The following is a 15,305-nucleotide window of genomic DNA, read 5'->3' as shown; positions in this document are numbered from 1 at the left end:
AATGGGGCAGATTGCCCGGAGGATTGAGGGAGTCCCGGAGCCGGGAAATCGCCGATTCCGGATGCCTCGAGTATAGCCCAGCGGGGCACAGGCAAGCCCTCTCCCACACAGCGGGAGAGGGTTTGCCGGCCGGTGTCAGCCCATGTGCTTGATCATGTTGTCGCCGAAGGCGGAGCAGGACAGTTCCGTGGCGCCGTCCATCAGGCGGGCAAAGTCGTAGGTCACCTGTTTGGACTCGATGGCGCCCTCCAGCCCCTTGATGATCAGGTCCGCCGCCTCGGTCCAGCCCATGTGGCGCAGCATCATCTCCGCGGACAGGATCAGGGAGCCGGGGTTGACCTTGTCCTGGCCCGCGTACTTGGGCGCGGTGCCGTGGGTGGCCTCGAACATGGCCACCTTGTCGGACAGGTTGGCGCCTGGGGCGATGCCGATACCACCCACCTGGGCGGCCAGGGCATCGGAGATGTAGTCGCCGTTGAGGTTCAGGGTGGCGATCACGCTGTACTCCGCCGGGCGCAGCAGGATCTGCTGCAGGAAGGCGTCGGCGATCACATCCTTGATGACGATCTCCTTGCCGGTCCTGGGGTTCTTGAAGCTGCACCAGGGGCCGCCGTCGATCTCCTTGGCGCCGAACTCCTCCTTGGCCAGTGCATAGCCCCAGCTCTTGAAGGCCCCCTCGGTGAATTTCATGATGTTGCCCTTGTGCACCAGGGTCACCGAGTCGCGGTCGTTGTCGATGGCGTACTGGATGGCCTTGCGCACCAGGCGCTGGGTGCCCTGGCTGGAGACGGGCTTGATACCGATGCCGCTGGTGTCCGGGAAGCGGATCTTGTGCACGCCCATCTCGTTGATCAGGAAGTCGATCACCCGCTGGGCCTCGGCAGAACCGGATTCCCACTCGATGCCGGCGTAGATGTCCTCGGAGTTCTCCCGGAAGATCACCATGTCGGTCTTCTCCGGTTCCTTCACCGGGCTGGGGGTACCGTTGAAGTAGCGCACCGGGCGCAGGCAGACGTACAGGTCCAGTTCCTGGCGCAGGGCCACGTTCAGGGAACGGATGCCGCCGCCCACGGGGGTGGTCAGCGGGCCCTTGATGGACACCACGTACTCGCGCACCGCATCCAGGGTCTCCGCCGGCAGCCAGGTGTCCTTGTCATAGACCTTGGTGGCCTTCTCGCCGGCATAGATCTCCATCCAGGCGATGGCGCGCTTGCCGCCGTAGGCCTTGTCCACCGCGGTATCCACCACCTTCTTCATCACCGGGGTGATGTCCACGCCGATGCCGTCGCCCTCGATGTAGGGGATGATGGGATGATCGGGGATATTCAGGGAATTGTCGTCATTGGCGGTGATCTTCTCGCCATTGTCGGGGATCTTGATGTGTTCGTAGGCCATGGGGTCTCCCTGAGTGTGGATCGCGGTAAAGTACTTATTATCATTATACACCCGGCCGCATCCCTGGGGTGGTGGGCCCCGGCGCCCCGGCCAGAGGTTCCTGTGATAATCTGCCCGCCTGCGTCACTCACCCGCCCCGCCATGCCGTCAGCCGACCATCAAACCACCGCCCGCCCCTGGACACCCCGGGCCACCGTGGCCGCCGTGGTGGAACGGGACGGGCGATTCCTGATGGTGGAGGAACAGGTGGATGGCGGCCTGCGCCTGAACCAGCCTGCGGGGCACCTGGAGGACGGCGAATCCCTGCTCCAGGCGGTGATCCGGGAGACCCTGGAGGAGACCGCCTGGCATTTCCGCCCCGAGGCCCTGGTGGGCATCTACCGCTGGCGCCACCCGGGCGGCGAGACCTTCCTGCGCTTCGCCTTCGCCGGCGCGGTCCATGACCAGGACGGCACGCGCACCCTGGACCCGGACATCCTTCGCACCCTGTGGCTGGACCGGGACACCCTGGTCACGGAGCGCGCGCGCCTGCGAAGCCCCCTGGTGCTGCGCTGCGTGGACGACTACCTGGCCGGACGGCGCTACCCCCTGGCACTCCTGCAGGACCTGCCGAGCCCATGAGCGGGTCGCGACGCATCATCGTGGGCATGTCCGGGGGCGTGGACTCCTCCGTGGCCGCCCTGCTGCTGATCCAGGCCGGCTACCGGGTGGAAGGCCTGTTCATGAAGAACTGGGAGGAGGACGACGAGCCCGGCTACTGCGCCGCCGCCGAGGACCTGGCCGATGCCAAGGCCGTCTGCGAAGTGCTCGAGATCCCCCTGCACAAGGTGAACTTCTCCGCCGACTACTGGCACCGGGTGTTCAGTCACTTTCTGGACGAATACCAGGCCGGCCGCACCCCCAACCCGGACATCCTGTGCAACAAGGAGATCAAGTTCCGGGCCTTCCTGGACTACGCCCGGCAACTGGGCGCCGACGGCATCGCCACCGGCCACTACGCCCGCATCGGCCGCGACGATGCCTCATATACCCTGCTGGCCGGCCGGGATGCCAACAAGGACCAGACCTACTTCCTCTACACCCTGGGCCAGGAACAGCTCTCTAGGTCCCTGTTCCCCATCGGCGAGCTGGAGAAGCCCCGGGTCCGGGAACTGGCCCGGGCGCACGGCCTGCCGGTGTTCGCCAAGAAGGACAGCACCGGCATCTGTTTCATCGGCGAGCGCCGTTTCAGGGATTTCCTGCAGACCTACCTGCCCGCCCGACCCGGGGAGATCGTCGACCCGGAGGGCATCCGGCTGGGGGAACACCAGGGGCTCATGTACTACACCCTGGGCCAGCGCCAGGGCCTGGGCATCGGCGGCGTGCACGACGCAGACGAGGCCCCCTGGTACGTGGTGGACAAGGACATGGCGCACAACCGCCTGATCGTCGCCCAGGGCCATGACCACCCCCTGATGCACCACCGGGGCCTGGAGGCCCAGGACCTGCACTGGGTGTCGGGCGAAGCCCCCCGGGAGGCCTTCTCCTGCCGGGCGCGCATCCGCCATCGCCAGCCGCTGCAGGCCTGCCGGGTGGAGCCGCTCGCCGACGGCCGGGTGCGGGTGCTGTTCGACGAGGCCCAGCGGGCCATCGCACCGGGGCAGTCGGTGGTCTTCTACCAGGAGGATCGCTGCCTGGGCGGGGGCATCATCGTGCGCCGATTCCATCCCTGAAAACCTGCGTCAAAATCACGGGCTGACGTTCATCCGACGTGCCGTTTCACGGTATAGTGATATAGATGACCCGGGGGTGCTGCCCCCACCCGATACCCGACCCCAAGACAAGGCCTGACCGCTCGTGGAAGCCAGCCAACGCAACCGTGTGATCGCCCTCGCCGCCCTGTTCCAGGCGGCCTCACTGGTCAAGGACGTGGCCTGGCACGGGCGCTGCGACCCGGACGAGTTCCGCACCATGGTGGGCAGCCTGTTCAGCTTCGAGGCCTCGGACATCGAGGGCATCTACGGCAACGTGCACCGCCTGCGCCGCGGCCTGCAGGCCCTGGCCAGCCAGCTGGAGAACCGGGGCTCGGGCAACGACATGGAGCTGACCCGCTACGTGATCGGACTGCTGTTCCTGGAGCGCAAGCTCATGAAACAGCCCCACATGATCCAGGCGGTGCGCGAGGGCATCCAGGGCGCCGAGCGCCAGCGCGACTATTTCGACGACCCGACCCACGAGAGCGTCATCGCCGCCCTGGCCCAGACCTACCAGGACACCATCAGCCAGCTGGGTCCGCGCATCATCGTGCAGGGCGAACAGGCCCACCTGTCCAACAGCGACAACGCCGCGCGCATCCGCACCCTGCTGCTCTCGGGCATCCGCGCCGCGGTGCTCTGGCGCCAGGCAGGCGGTTCCCGCTGGCGGCTGCTGTTCTCGCGGGCCGGACTGCTGCGCGAGGCGCGCGCCCTGCTGGCCCACTGAACCATTCCAATACACATCACCACGGGGATCCCTCCATGACCGACAGCTTCAAGACCCGCACCACCCTGGGCGTCGAGGACAAGACCTACACCGTCTACCGCCTGCGCGACCTGCCCGGCGCCGCCACCCTGCCCTTCTCCCTGAAGATCCTGCTGGAGAACCTGCTGCGCTGCGAGGATGGCAAGACGGTCAACCCCGAGGACATCCAGGCCCTGCTCGACTGGGATCCCAAGGCCGAGCCCAGCAAGGAGATCGCCTTCCGCCCGGCGCGCGTGTTGCTGCAGGACTTCACCGGTGTACCCGCGGTGGTGGATCTGGCCGCCATGCGTGACGCCGTGGTGGCCCTGGGCGGCGACCCGGCCAAGATCAATCCCCTGCAGCCGGCGGAACTGGTCATCGACCACTCGGTGCAGGTGGACAGCTTCGGCAATCCCAACGCCTTCAATCTGAACGCTGAGCTGGAATACTCCCGCAACCGGGAGCGCTACAGCTTCCTCAAGTGGGGCCAGCAGGCCTTCTCCAACTTCGCCGTGGTGCCGCCGGACACCGGCATCGTGCACCAGGTGAACCTGGAATACCTGGCGCGCACCGTGTTCGCCCAGACACAGGCGGACGTCTCCCTGGTGGCCTACCCGGATACCCTGGTGGGCACCGATTCCCACACCACCATGATCAACGGCCTGGGCGTGCTGGGCTGGGGCGTGGGCGGCATCGAGGCCGAGGCGGCCATGCTGGGCCAGCCCATCTCCATGCTGATCCCGCAGGTAGTGGGCTTCCGCCTGGTGGGCGACCTGGCCGAGGGCGCCACCGCCACCGACCTGGTGCTGATGATCGTGCAGATGCTGCGCAAGCACGGCGTGGTCGGCAAGTTCGTGGAATTCTTCGGCGACGGCCTGGCCCACCTGCCGCTCGCCGACCGCGCCACCATCGCCAACATGGCGCCCGAGTACGGTGCCACCTGCGGCATCTTCCCCATCGACGAGGAGACCCTGGCATACCTGCGTCTCTCCGGCCGCGACGCCCATTCCATCGCCCTGGTGGAGGCCTACGCCCGCGAGCAGGGCATGTTCCGCCAGGCCGGCGATGCCGAGGCCCGCTACACCAGCGTCCTGGAACTGGATCTCTCCACCGTGGAGCCGTCGCTGGCCGGCCCCAAGCGTCCCCAGGACCGCATCCGCCTGGGCGAGGCGGGTCAGGTGGTGGAGAAGGCCATCAAGACCCTGCTGGACGAGCGCAAGCCGGCCGCGGCGGCCCCCGCCGAGGCGGAGCGTTTCGAGGCGGAGGGTGGCCACACCGCCGTGGGCGTGGAGCATCAGGCCGATGCCACACCGCCCAAACACCTGGTGAAGATGAACGGCCACGAGTTCAGCCTGGACCACGGCGCGGTGGTGATCGCCGCCATCACCTCCTGCACCAACACCTCCAACCCGTCCGTGATGCTGGGCGCAGGCCTGGTGGCCCGCAAGGCACGGGAACGCGGCCTGACCGTCAAGCCCTGGGTGAAGACCTCGCTCGCCCCCGGTTCCCGGGTGGTGACCGAGTACCTGACCCAGTCCGGCCTGCTCAATGACCTGGAGGCCATGGGCTTTCACGTGGTGGGCTACGGCTGCACCACCTGCATCGGCAACTCCGGCCCGCTGCCCGAGCCGGTCAGCGAGGCCATCCTCAAGGACGACCTGATCGTCAGCTCCGTGCTCTCCGGCAACCGCAACTTCGAGGGCCGCATCCACTCGGAGATCCGCATGAACTTCCTGGCCTCCCCGCCCCTGGTGGTGGCCTACGCGATCGCCGGACGCATGAACATCGACATCTACAACCAGCCCCTGGGCGAGGACAAGGACGGCAAGCCGGTGTACCTGCGCGACATCTGGCCCACCCAGGAAGAGATTCGCACCGTGGTGAGCCAGAACGTGGACGCCGCCAAGTTCCGCGCCGCCTACGACAACGTGTTCCAGGGCGAGACCCGCTGGAGCAGCCTGCCGGCCCCCGCCGGCCAGCGCTTCGACTGGCAGGACGACTCCACCTACGTGCGCAACCCGCCCTACTTCGAGGGCATGGGCATGACGCCCGAGCCGGTCACCGACATCAGCGCGGCCCGGGTGCTGGCCCTGCTGGGCGACAGCGTCACCACCGACCACATCTCCCCGGCCGGCAACATCAAGACCGACAGCCCGGCCGGCAAATACCTCACCGAGCACGGCGTGAAGCCCGCGGACTTCAACTCCTACGGCTCGCGCCGTGGCAACCACGAGGTGATGATGCGCGGCACCTTCGCCAACGTGCGCCTGCGCAACCGGCTGGCGCCGGGCACCGAGGGCGGCGTGACCCTGCACCTGCCCGACGGCGGGCAGATGTCCATCTACGATGCCGCCATGAAGTACAAGGACGAAGGCACGCCCCTGGTGGTGATCGCCGGCAAGGAATACGGCTCCGGCTCCTCCCGCGACTGGGCCGCCAAGGGCTCCCGGCTGCTGGGGGTGCGCGCGGTGATCGTGGAGAGCTTCGAGCGCATCCACCGCTCCAACCTGGTGGGCATGGGCGTGCTGCCGCTGACCTTCATGGACGGTCAGAACGCCCAGTCCCTGGGTCTCACCGGCCGCGAGATCATCGACATCTCCGGCCTGGGTGACGGCTCGGCCAAAGAGGTCACCGTGACCGCCACCGCCGAGGACGGCAAGGTCACCCGCTTCAAGGCGCGGGTGCGTCTGGACACCCCCCAGGAGGTGGATTACTACCGTCATGGCGGCATCCTGCCCTACGTGCTGCGCCAGCTGGTGGCCTGAGCCTCCGGCAGTCACATATCCTTCACCGGGTGTCGCGCAGCGATGCCCGGTGAAGGAAACACTTGCAGCCAGAAACCACAGGCTGTAGTTTACGTGCGGGGCTTAGAATTCATGGGCTTATGAACAATAAGCAGAAACTGCGTACGATTTACCTAGTTCCGGGCCAGGTTTTGGCCGAGGACATCCACGACCGCACCGGTCGACTGCTGATGCCCGCCGGCCTGCCCCTCAAGGAACGCCATCTGCGCGTGCTCATGACCTGGGGTGTCACCGAGGTCACCATCTGGACCGAAACCCAGCCCGACAACGACGAGCAACCCGGCCATTCCGACGCCGACCCGGCAACACCCGTCCTCGATCCCGCCCTTCGCAGCCGCCTGGCCCCGGTGGCCGATGACCTGTTCAGACATTGCGACATGAGTCTTCCGGTCAGCCAGACCCTCTACGAGGCGTCCCTACGGCGCATAGCCGCAGAGGCCGGACGCAACAAGGGCAGCCCATGACCCATCCCATCTGCCAGGAGCTGATCAGGGAACACATCGAGCTCGGCAGCCTGCCGGACGTCTATCACCGCATCGAGGAGGCGGTCAACGACCCCACCAGCTCTTTCGATGCCATGGCCCGGCTCATCGAACACGATCCCGCCCTCACCGCCCAGGTGCTCAAGCTCGCCAACAGTCCGCTGTACGGCTTCCCCTACAAGATCCAGTCCGTGGCGCGCGCCGTGAGCATCATCGGCACCCAGCAGCTGCGCGACGTGGTGCTGGCGGCCACGGTGATCCGCTTCTTCAACGAGCTCCCCCTGGGCCAGGTGAACATGGAGAGTTTCTGGCGTCACAGCATCGCCTGCGGGTTGGTGAGCCGCGCCATCGCCACCTTCCGGCGCGAACCCAACGTGGAGCGCTTCTACGTGTGCGGTCTGCTGCACGACCTGGGCCGGCTGGTCATGTTCATGCACCTGGAAGGCAAGCTGACCCTGCTGCTCAAACGCCGCGACGAGATGAGCGAACTGCTGTTCAAGGTGGAACAGCAGATCCTCGGATTCGACCATGCCGCCCTGGGTGGCGCCCTGCTGGAGGCCTGGCGCCTGCCGCCGGCGTTCAGCGAGGCGGTGCGGTTTCACCACAATCCTGGTGAGGCCAGCAACTACCCCGTCGAGGCCGCCGTGGTCCATGTGGCCGACAGCATCGCCAATGCCCTGCGCATGGGCACCAGCGGCGAAAGGTTCGTGCCACCCGTCGACCCTGTGGCCTGGAATCGAATTGCACTGCCGGGTGGCATTCTTGAGCAGGTGATCGAGTATACTGAGCAGCATTATCAACAGGCCGTCGAAGTCTTCCTGGCGTGTTGAGCAGCACAACAGGACAGTTGACACATCCTCGGACCGCCACAGACGGAACGCATGCCATACAACATGGCCGAGAACGGCAACCACCCACTGCCGGAAATGGAGTTCCTCAAGCGCAGGGTCGAATACCTGGAACAGACCACCCAGTGGCACAGCTACGCCATGGACGTGCTTGCGTCCATGACCGCGATATTCGGTGACAGCGCGCGCAACCGCGACACCGCCTCGATCCTCAAGAACGCCCACGAATGCATCGACCGGATCCTGGATTTCCAGCAGACCGGTTATTACATCGTCGACGACGAATCCAGCTTCAACCTGGTCTATGCCCCGTCCCAGGAGGACAAGACCAGCATCGAGGCCGAGGTGGAGGTCTTCATCCGCAACGGCATGTTCTCCTGGGCCATCAACCAGAATCACCCGGTGTGCCTGCCTTCCCGGGATCGCCAGTCCACCATCATCCTGCACGTGATCTCCACCCGCACCCGCATCCGCGGCATGTTCGCCGGGCGTCTGGGCGAGGAACGGGTGGGCACCACGGAGTCGGCGCTCAAGCTGCTGTCGATCGTGCTGTTCAATACCGCCTACGCCCTGGAGAGCGCGGCACTGTACGCCCTCATGGAGCAGCAGCAACGCACGCTCAAGAAGATCACCGAACGCCAGTCCAAGGAACTGGTGCACCAGTACAGCCACGACCTGCTCACCAACCTGCCCAACCGCATCCTGTTCGTGGACCGACTGGAGCAGAGCATCGGCCGGCGCGCCAGCCGCGATGCACACCTGGCGGTGATCCTGCTTGACCTGGACAACTTCAAGCGAGTCAACGATTCGCTAGGCCACAAGAGCGGCGACCTGCTGATCAAGCAGCTGGGCGAAGACCTGCGCAAGGTATTCCTGGGCAACGAGCTGGCGCGACGCTACGGCATCGAGGCCTCCAGCATCACCCTCTCCCGCCTCGGCGGTGACGAATTCGGCATCATCCTGGACGAAGTGGATTCACTGGACCTGGTGGTGCGCATCGTGCAGCACCTGATCGAGGTGATCAGCCGGGAACACGACATTGACGGACACCAGGTGTTTCTCACCTGCAGCGTGGGCATCAGCGTGTTCCCCTACGACGGCGACGACGCCGACACCCTGATCAAGAACGCCGACGCGGCCATGTACGACGCCAAGCAGCGCGGACGCAACAGCTTTCAGTTCTACACCAAGGACATCAACTCCCAGACCTACCGCCAGCTGATCCTGGAAAACCAGCTGGTCAAGGCCCTGGCCCGGGAGGAATTCGAGGTGCACTACCAGCCCCAGGTGGACGTGATCTCTGGGCAGGTGGTGGGCGCCGAGGCCCTGGTGCGCTGGCGGCACCCGGAGAAGGGTCTGCAGCCGCCGGCCAATTTCATCGCCATCGCCGAGGAGACAGGCATCATCGAGGGCCTGGGCGCCTGGGTGCTGCAGAAGGTCTGTCAGGACATCCGGCAACTCACCCGGGACGGATACCGGATCCCGCGCATCTCCATCAACCTCTCGGCGCGCCAGTTCCGTCAGTCCGACCTGGTGGAACAATGCCGCAACACCCTCAAGGCGGCCGGAATCGCCCCCGCCTACATCGAGCTGGAACTGACCGAAAGCACCATCATGAAGGACATCGATATCGCCGTGGGCATGCTGCGCCAGCTCAATGCCCTGGGCGTGCGCCTGGCCATCGATGATTTCGGCACCGGCTATTCGTCGCTCAACAACCTCAAGCACTTCCCCATCGACACCCTGAAGATCGACAAGTCCTTCGTGCGCGACATCCCCGGCGACCGGGACGATGAGGCCATCGTCACCGCCATCGTGGCCCTGGCCAAGAGCCTGGAACTGGAGGTGGTGGCCGAAGGCGTGGAGACCCGGGAACAGCTCGGCTTCCTCAAACGACTGGGATGCGAGATCGTGCAGGGCTACTTCTTCAGCAGGCCGCTGCCGTTCGAGGGGTTCAGGGAATACCTTAAAGGCAAGTCAGAAGTGTGAATTGGGAAATGGGATGTGAAGTGAGAAGTGCGATTTGAGAAGTGCGAAGTTTGAGCATTTTACTTCCAATTTCCCAATTCACACTTCTGACTTCCTATACGAGCTTGCCCGGGTCCAGCAGCCGGCGCAGTTCCTCTTCCGAAAGATCCGTCTCCTCCAGCGCCACGTCCAGCACCGGGCGGCCCTGGGCGTAGGCCTTTTTGGCGATGGCCGCGCCCTTCTCGTAGCCGATGATGGGGTTCAGTGCCGTGACCAGGATGGGGTTGCGGTCCAGGGCCTCGCGGATGCGTTCCTCGTTGACCGTGAAACCGGCGATGGCCCGGTCCGCCAGCAGGCGGGCGGCATTGGCCAGCAGCTCGGTGCTCTGCAAGAGGTTCAGCGCGATCACCGGCAGCATCACGTTCAACTGAAAGCTGCCGGACTGGCCGGCCACGGTCACGGTCACGTCATTGCCCATCACCTGGGCGCAGACCATGGCCACCGACTCCGGGATCACCGGGTTCACCTTGCCGGGCATGATGCTGCTGCCGGGCTGCAGGGACGGCAGGCTGATCTCGCCGAGCCCCGCCAGGGGGCCGGAGTTCATCCAGCGCAGATCGTTGGCGATCTTCATCAGGCTCACGGCCACGGTGCGCAGCTGGCCGCTCATCTCCACTGCCGTGTCCTGGGCGCTCAGGCCCTCGAAGAAATCCGGCTTGCTGCGGAAGATCTCGCCGGTGGTCTGCTGCAGTTCCTCCGCCACCAGTTTGGCAAAACCGGGCTCGGCGTTGACGCCGGTGCCCACGGCGGTGCCGCCCAGGGCCAGCTCCAGCAGGCCCTCGCCGCTGCGTTCCAGGCGCGCCAGACCATTGCGCACCTGCCGCGCCCATCCGCCCAGTTCCTGGCCCAGGGTCACGGGCATGGCGTCCATCAGGTGGGTGCGGCCGGTCTTGACCACGTCGCGCAGTTCGCTGGCGCGACGCTCCAGGGTCAGGGCCAGGTGGTCCAGGGACGGCAGCAGGTGGTTGACCAGGGCCAGGCGGGCGGAGACGTGGATGGCGGTGGGCACCACGTCATTGGAGCTCTGGCCCCGGTTGACGTGGTCGTTGGGATGCACGGGCTTGCCCAGGCGCTGGCTGGCCAGCCGGGCGATCACCTCGTTGACGTTCATGTTGGAACTGGTGCCGGAACCGGTCTGGAACACGTCCACCGGGAACTGTTGGTCGTGACCGCCCTCGGCCACCTCCCGGGCGGCGGCATCGATGGCCTTGGCCACGTCCGCGTCCAGGCCGCCCAGGGCCGCGTTGGCCCGGGCACAGGCACCCTTGATGTGCCCCAGGGCATGAATGAAACCGGGCGGCATGGGCAGACCGCTGACCGGGAAGTTGTCCACCGCCCGCTGGGTCTGGGCCCCGTAGAGCGCATCCGCGGGGACCTCCACCGTGCCCATGCTATCGCGTTCGGTTCGGGTCTGCTGGTCACTCATGGGGGCCTCCGGGTCACGGCGTCTCTACAGGTAGGCTGTAGTATAATCCAGCGCCTTCACGCGTTTGAAACCGGAGTCGCCGCATGGATCTGTCAGCCCTCACCGCCATCTCACCCGTGGACGGCCGCTACGGCGCCCGCACCGAGGCCCTGCGCCCGGTGTTCAGTGAATTCGGCCTGATCCGCTACCGGGTGCAGGTGGAGGTGGCCTGGCTCAAGGCGCTCGCCGCCCATGAAGGCATCGCCGAGGTCCCGGCACTGAGCGGCCACGCCCTGAACCTGCTGGACGAGATCGTGACCGGCTTCAGCGAGGAGGACGCGCACCGGGTCAAGAACATCGAGCGCACCACCAACCACGACGTGAAGGCGGTGGAGTACTTCCTCAAGGAGAAGATCGCCGGCAATCACGAACTGGAGGCGGTCTCCGAGTTCATCCACTTCGCCTGCACCTCCGAGGACATCAACAACCTCTCCTACGCCCTGATGCTGCGCGACGGGCGCAGCGAGGTGCTGCTGCCCCAGATGGACGAGGTGATCGATGCCGTGAAGCGCCTGGCCCACGAACACGCCGCCCAGCCCATGCTGTCGCGTACCCATGGCCAGCCCGCCTCCCCGACCACGCTCGGCAAGGAGATGGCCAACGTGGCCCATCGCCTGAAGCGCCAGCGGGACCAGGTGGCCGGCGTGGCCCTGCTGGGCAAGATCAACGGCGCCGTGGGCAACTACAACGCCCACCTGTCCGCCTATCCCGACGTGGACTGGCCGGCCTTCGCCGAGGCCTTCGTCACCGGCCTGGGGCTTGAATGGAACCCCTACACCATCCAGATCGAGCCCCACGACTACATGGCCGAACTGTTCCACGGCGTGTCGCGCTTCAACACCATCCTGATCGATTTCTGCCGGGACGTGTGGGGCTACATCTCGCTCGGCTACTTCAAGCAGAAGGTGGTGGCCGGCGAGGTGGGTTCCTCCACCATGCCCCACAAGGTCAACCCCATCGACTTCGAGAACGCCGAGGGCAACCTGGGTCTGGCCAACGCCGTGTTCGAGCACCTGGCCGGCAAGCTGCCCATCTCCCGCTGGCAGCGGGACCTCACCGACTCCACCGTGCTGCGCAACATCGGCATGGGCTTCGCCTGGTCCAGCATCGCCTACCAGGCGGCGCTCAAGGGCATTGGCAAGCTGGAGGTGAATGCGGCGCAACTCAACGCGGATCTCGACGCCAACTGGGAGGTGCTCGCCGAGCCCATCCAGACCGTGATGCGCCGCTACGGCATCGAGAAACCCTACGAGAAGCTCAAGGAACTGACCCGAGGCCAGCGGGTGGACGCCACCGCCCTGCGCGCGTTCGTGGATGGTCTCGACATCCCCGAGTCCGAAAAGGCCCGCCTGCGTGAACTCACCCCGGCCACCTACATCGGCAACGCCGCCGAGCAGGCGCGGCATATCTGACATCGCACAAAAGAATTCAACGCAAAGGCGCGAAGACGCAAAGGGCGCAAAGGATTTTTTGAAGTAACTTCAAAAGCTTTTTTGCGTTCTTTGCGTCTTTGCGTTGAAAGATTTTCCGCAGACTGAGCCACCCGATGACCATGAACCCCGATGAACCGCTGACGCTGCTGGGGGGGCTGACCGCCCGGGCGTTTCTGCGCGAGTACTGGCAGCAGAAACCGCTGCTGGTGCGTCAGGCGATCCCTGGGTTCGAGTCGCCCCTCTCACCCGAGGAACTGGCGGGGCTGGCCTGCGAGGAAGGGGTGATCAGTCGCCTGGTGCGCGAACGGGGCGAGACCGGGCCCTGGGCATTGCGCACCGGTCCCTTCGACGAAGACGACTTCACCTCCCTGCCCGAGAGCCACTGGACCCTGCTGGTCTCGGACATGGAGAAACACCTGCCGGAACTGCGGGCCTCCCTGGAACCCTTCCGCTTCATCCCCGACTGGCGCATGGACGACCTGATGGTGAGCTATGCCGCGCCGGAGGGTTCCGTGGGGCCCCACGTGGACGAGTACGACGTGTTCCTGCTCCAGGCCCAGGGCCGACGCCGCTGGCAGATCGCCAGTCAGACGGTGAGCGGCGATGACTTCCTGCCCGGGATTGAACTGCGCATCCTGCGGGATTTCCAGCCGGACCAGGAGTGGATCCTGGAGCCCGGCGACATGCTCTACCTGCCCCCGCGCATCCCCCATCATGGCGTCGCCGTGGGCCCCTGCATGACCTGGTCCGTGGGCTTTCGGGCCCCGGCCTGGCGGGATCTCCTGGCCGCCTGGGTGGACCAGCGCTACGAAACCCTCGCGCCCCAGGACCGCTACACCGATCCCGGCCTGGAACCCCAGGACAACCCGGGGGAGATCTCCTCCCCCGCCCTCGCCCGCCTGATCGCCGGCCTGCGCCGGGCCATGGCGGTCGATGACGCCGAACTCGCCCGCTGGTTGGGGAGCGTACTCACCGAACCTAAGGCTGAACTGCTAGAGCACATGTGCTTGCCCGAACCGCTGACCGACGACGCAGTGAGTGCAATGCTGGAAGGCAGCGGGATCCTGGAACGCCACGGCGCCGCACGCATGGCGTGGATCCGAGCAGATGAAGGATTCTGTTTGTTCGTCAATGGCCAGGAGCATCTACTACCGAGTGATGCCGAAGCATTGGTTCGATATCTCTGCGGTCAACAGACCTATGAGGCCCGCATGCTCATGCAGCTCTGTACAAGCTACAAGGATGGAGAGGGATTGCTGAGGAAGCTTTGCGAGGCCGGCGTTCTGCTGCCGGTCACTGAATGACACTGGCAAGTAGCGAGCGTTATTGAGGCACCCGATCTGCCGCTTCCATGAGCACCTCGATTCCGGCTCCCTGCCGGTGGGCGTTCTCGCTGATGGTCCTGCGCCAGGCGCGGGCGCCGGGCACGCCCTGGAACAACCCGAGGATGTGGCGGGTCATGGCCTGCAAGGGTACGCCTTGCGCAAGCCGCGCCTCCACGTAGGGCAGGAAGCGTTCCACCACCTGGTGACGCGTAGGCACTGGATGATCATCTCCGTAGAAACGCGCGTCCACCTGCGCCAGCACGTAGGGGTTGTGATACGCCTCCCGGCCCAGCATGACGCCATCCACCTGGCGCAGCGCATCACTCACCGTGTCCAGATCCTTCACGCCGCCGTTGAGAATGATCTCGAGCGCCGGGAAGTCCTGCTTCAGCCGATACACCCAGTCATGGCGAAGCGGTGGCACCTCGCGGTTTTCCCTGGGGCTCAGGCCCTGCAGCCAGGCCTTGCGGGCATGAATGATGAAGGTCCGGCAACCACTGCGCTGCACGGTATCGATGAATTCGGTAAGCTCCGGGTAGCTGTCCCGGTCGTCGATGCCGATGCGGGTCTTCACGGTGACCGGCAGGCTGCAGGCTGAGCGCATGGCGGCGACACATTCCGCCACCAGTGCCGGCTCCGCCATCAGGCAGGCGCCGAAACGGCCGGACTGCACCCGGTCCGAGGGACAGCCCACGTTGAGGTTCACCTCGTCGTAGCCATGGTCCTCGGCCATGCGCGCGCAGGCCGCCAGTTCCTCCGGTTCACTGCCGCCCAGTTGCAGGGCCAGGGGATGCTCGTCGGGATCGAAAGCCAGGAAGCGTTCCCGGTCGCCGTGCAACAAGGCGCCGGTGGTCACCATCTCCGTGTACAGCAGCGTGTGACGGCTGATCAGGCGCAGGAAATAACGGCAGTGCCGGTCGGTCCAGTCCATCATCGGCGCCACGCTCACGCGCCGCGACAAGGCATGCGCGAGGGAAGCATCGTAACTGCCGGGCAGGGAAACAGACATAAGTAGGGAACGTGTCAGGGCGCAACCGGGCGAGCGGC

General features: G+C 65.7%; 12 protein-coding genes. 9 read left to right on the top strand and 3 right to left on the bottom strand.

Translation table 11 applies throughout. The features are described from left to right. Positions 1 to 135: 135 nt before the first annotated feature. On the bottom strand, positions 136 to 1,395 hold the full coding sequence (gene icd, locus D580_RS0100205) for an NADP-dependent isocitrate dehydrogenase (RefSeq protein ID WP_018952427.1): 1,260 nt from the start codon (positions 1,393 to 1,395) through the stop codon (positions 136 to 138). 141 nt (positions 1,396 to 1,536) lie between these two features. Here icd and D580_RS0100200 point away from each other — a divergent pair, with 141 nt between their 5' ends. The 7 genes from D580_RS0100200 to D580_RS0100170 all read left to right on the top strand — a co-directional run bounded on the left by D580_RS0100200 (position 1,537) and on the right by D580_RS0100170 (position 9,996). Further along, a complete protein-coding gene (locus D580_RS0100200; RefSeq protein WP_018952426.1) occupies positions 1,537 to 2,016 on the top strand; it encodes an NUDIX hydrolase in 480 nt (159 codons plus the stop codon). After that, entirely contained in the window at positions 2,013 to 3,107 is a 1,095-nt protein-coding gene (mnmA, locus tag D580_RS0100195; protein ID WP_018952425.1) for a tRNA 2-thiouridine(34) synthase MnmA, read from the top strand. The genes D580_RS0100200 and mnmA overlap by 4 nt, the downstream gene beginning before the upstream one ends. Positions 3,108 to 3,231: 124 nt before the next feature. Further along, the gene (hflD, locus tag D580_RS0100190; RefSeq protein ID WP_018952424.1) at positions 3,232 to 3,855 is read left to right on the top strand and encodes a high frequency lysogenization protein HflD; all 624 of its coding nucleotides are present in this window, start codon (positions 3,232 to 3,234) and stop codon (positions 3,853 to 3,855) included. A gap of 35 nt (positions 3,856 to 3,890) precedes the next feature. Then, positions 3,891 to 6,638 carry an aconitate hydratase AcnA gene (gene acnA / locus D580_RS0100185; RefSeq protein ID WP_018952423.1) on the top strand — a complete coding sequence of 916 codons (2,748 nt, stop codon included), beginning with the start codon at positions 3,891 to 3,893 and terminating at the stop codon, positions 6,636 to 6,638. Between the two features lie 119 nt (positions 6,639 to 6,757). Next, the gene (locus D580_RS0100180) at positions 6,758 to 7,141 is read left to right on the top strand and encodes a hypothetical protein (RefSeq protein ID WP_012638408.1); all 384 of its coding nucleotides are present in this window, start codon (positions 6,758 to 6,760) and stop codon (positions 7,139 to 7,141) included. Further along, a complete protein-coding gene (locus tag D580_RS0100175) occupies positions 7,138 to 7,989 on the top strand; it encodes an HDOD domain-containing protein (RefSeq protein ID WP_018952421.1) in 852 nt (283 codons plus the stop codon). Before D580_RS0100180 ends, D580_RS0100175 begins: the two co-directional genes overlap by 4 nt. Positions 7,990 to 8,040: 51 nt before the next feature. Next, complete coding sequence (locus tag D580_RS0100170; protein WP_018952420.1) at positions 8,041 to 9,996, top strand: EAL domain-containing protein; 1,956 nt, start codon at positions 8,041 to 8,043, stop codon at positions 9,994 to 9,996. A 94-nt stretch (positions 9,997 to 10,090) separates the two neighbouring features. Here D580_RS0100170 and D580_RS0100165 read toward each other — a convergent pair whose 3' ends face one another. Next, the gene (locus D580_RS0100165) at positions 10,091 to 11,461 is read right to left on the bottom strand and encodes a class II fumarate hydratase (protein WP_018952419.1); all 1,371 of its coding nucleotides are present in this window, start codon (positions 11,459 to 11,461) and stop codon (positions 10,091 to 10,093) included. A gap of 83 nt (positions 11,462 to 11,544) precedes the next feature. On the opposite strand from D580_RS0100165, the gene purB reads away from it, so the two are divergent. Both purB and D580_RS14945 read left to right on the top strand, forming a co-directional pair. Further along, a complete protein-coding gene (purB, locus tag D580_RS0100160) occupies positions 11,545 to 12,912 on the top strand; it encodes an adenylosuccinate lyase (protein WP_018952418.1) in 1,368 nt (455 codons plus the stop codon). 140 nt (positions 12,913 to 13,052) lie between these two features. After that, the gene (locus tag D580_RS14945; protein WP_081617203.1) at positions 13,053 to 14,237 is read left to right on the top strand and encodes a cupin domain-containing protein; all 1,185 of its coding nucleotides are present in this window, start codon (positions 13,053 to 13,055) and stop codon (positions 14,235 to 14,237) included. Positions 14,238 to 14,256: 19 nt separating this feature from the next. Here the strand turns inward: D580_RS14945 and dusA are convergent, their stop codons facing one another. Then, a complete protein-coding gene (gene dusA, locus D580_RS0100150) occupies positions 14,257 to 15,267 on the bottom strand; it encodes a tRNA dihydrouridine(20/20a) synthase DusA (protein ID WP_051081721.1) in 1,011 nt (336 codons plus the stop codon). Positions 15,268 to 15,305: the final 38 nt, after the last annotated feature.

Source organism: Thioalkalivibrio sulfidiphilus (genome assembly GCF_000377945.1).
GTDB lineage: Bacteria > Pseudomonadota > Gammaproteobacteria > Ectothiorhodospirales > Ectothiorhodospiraceae > Thioalkalivibrio_A > Thioalkalivibrio_A sulfidiphilus_A.
The sequence above is the reverse complement of the archived record's forward strand: the minus strand, read 5'-3'. Positions and strand labels throughout refer to the sequence as shown.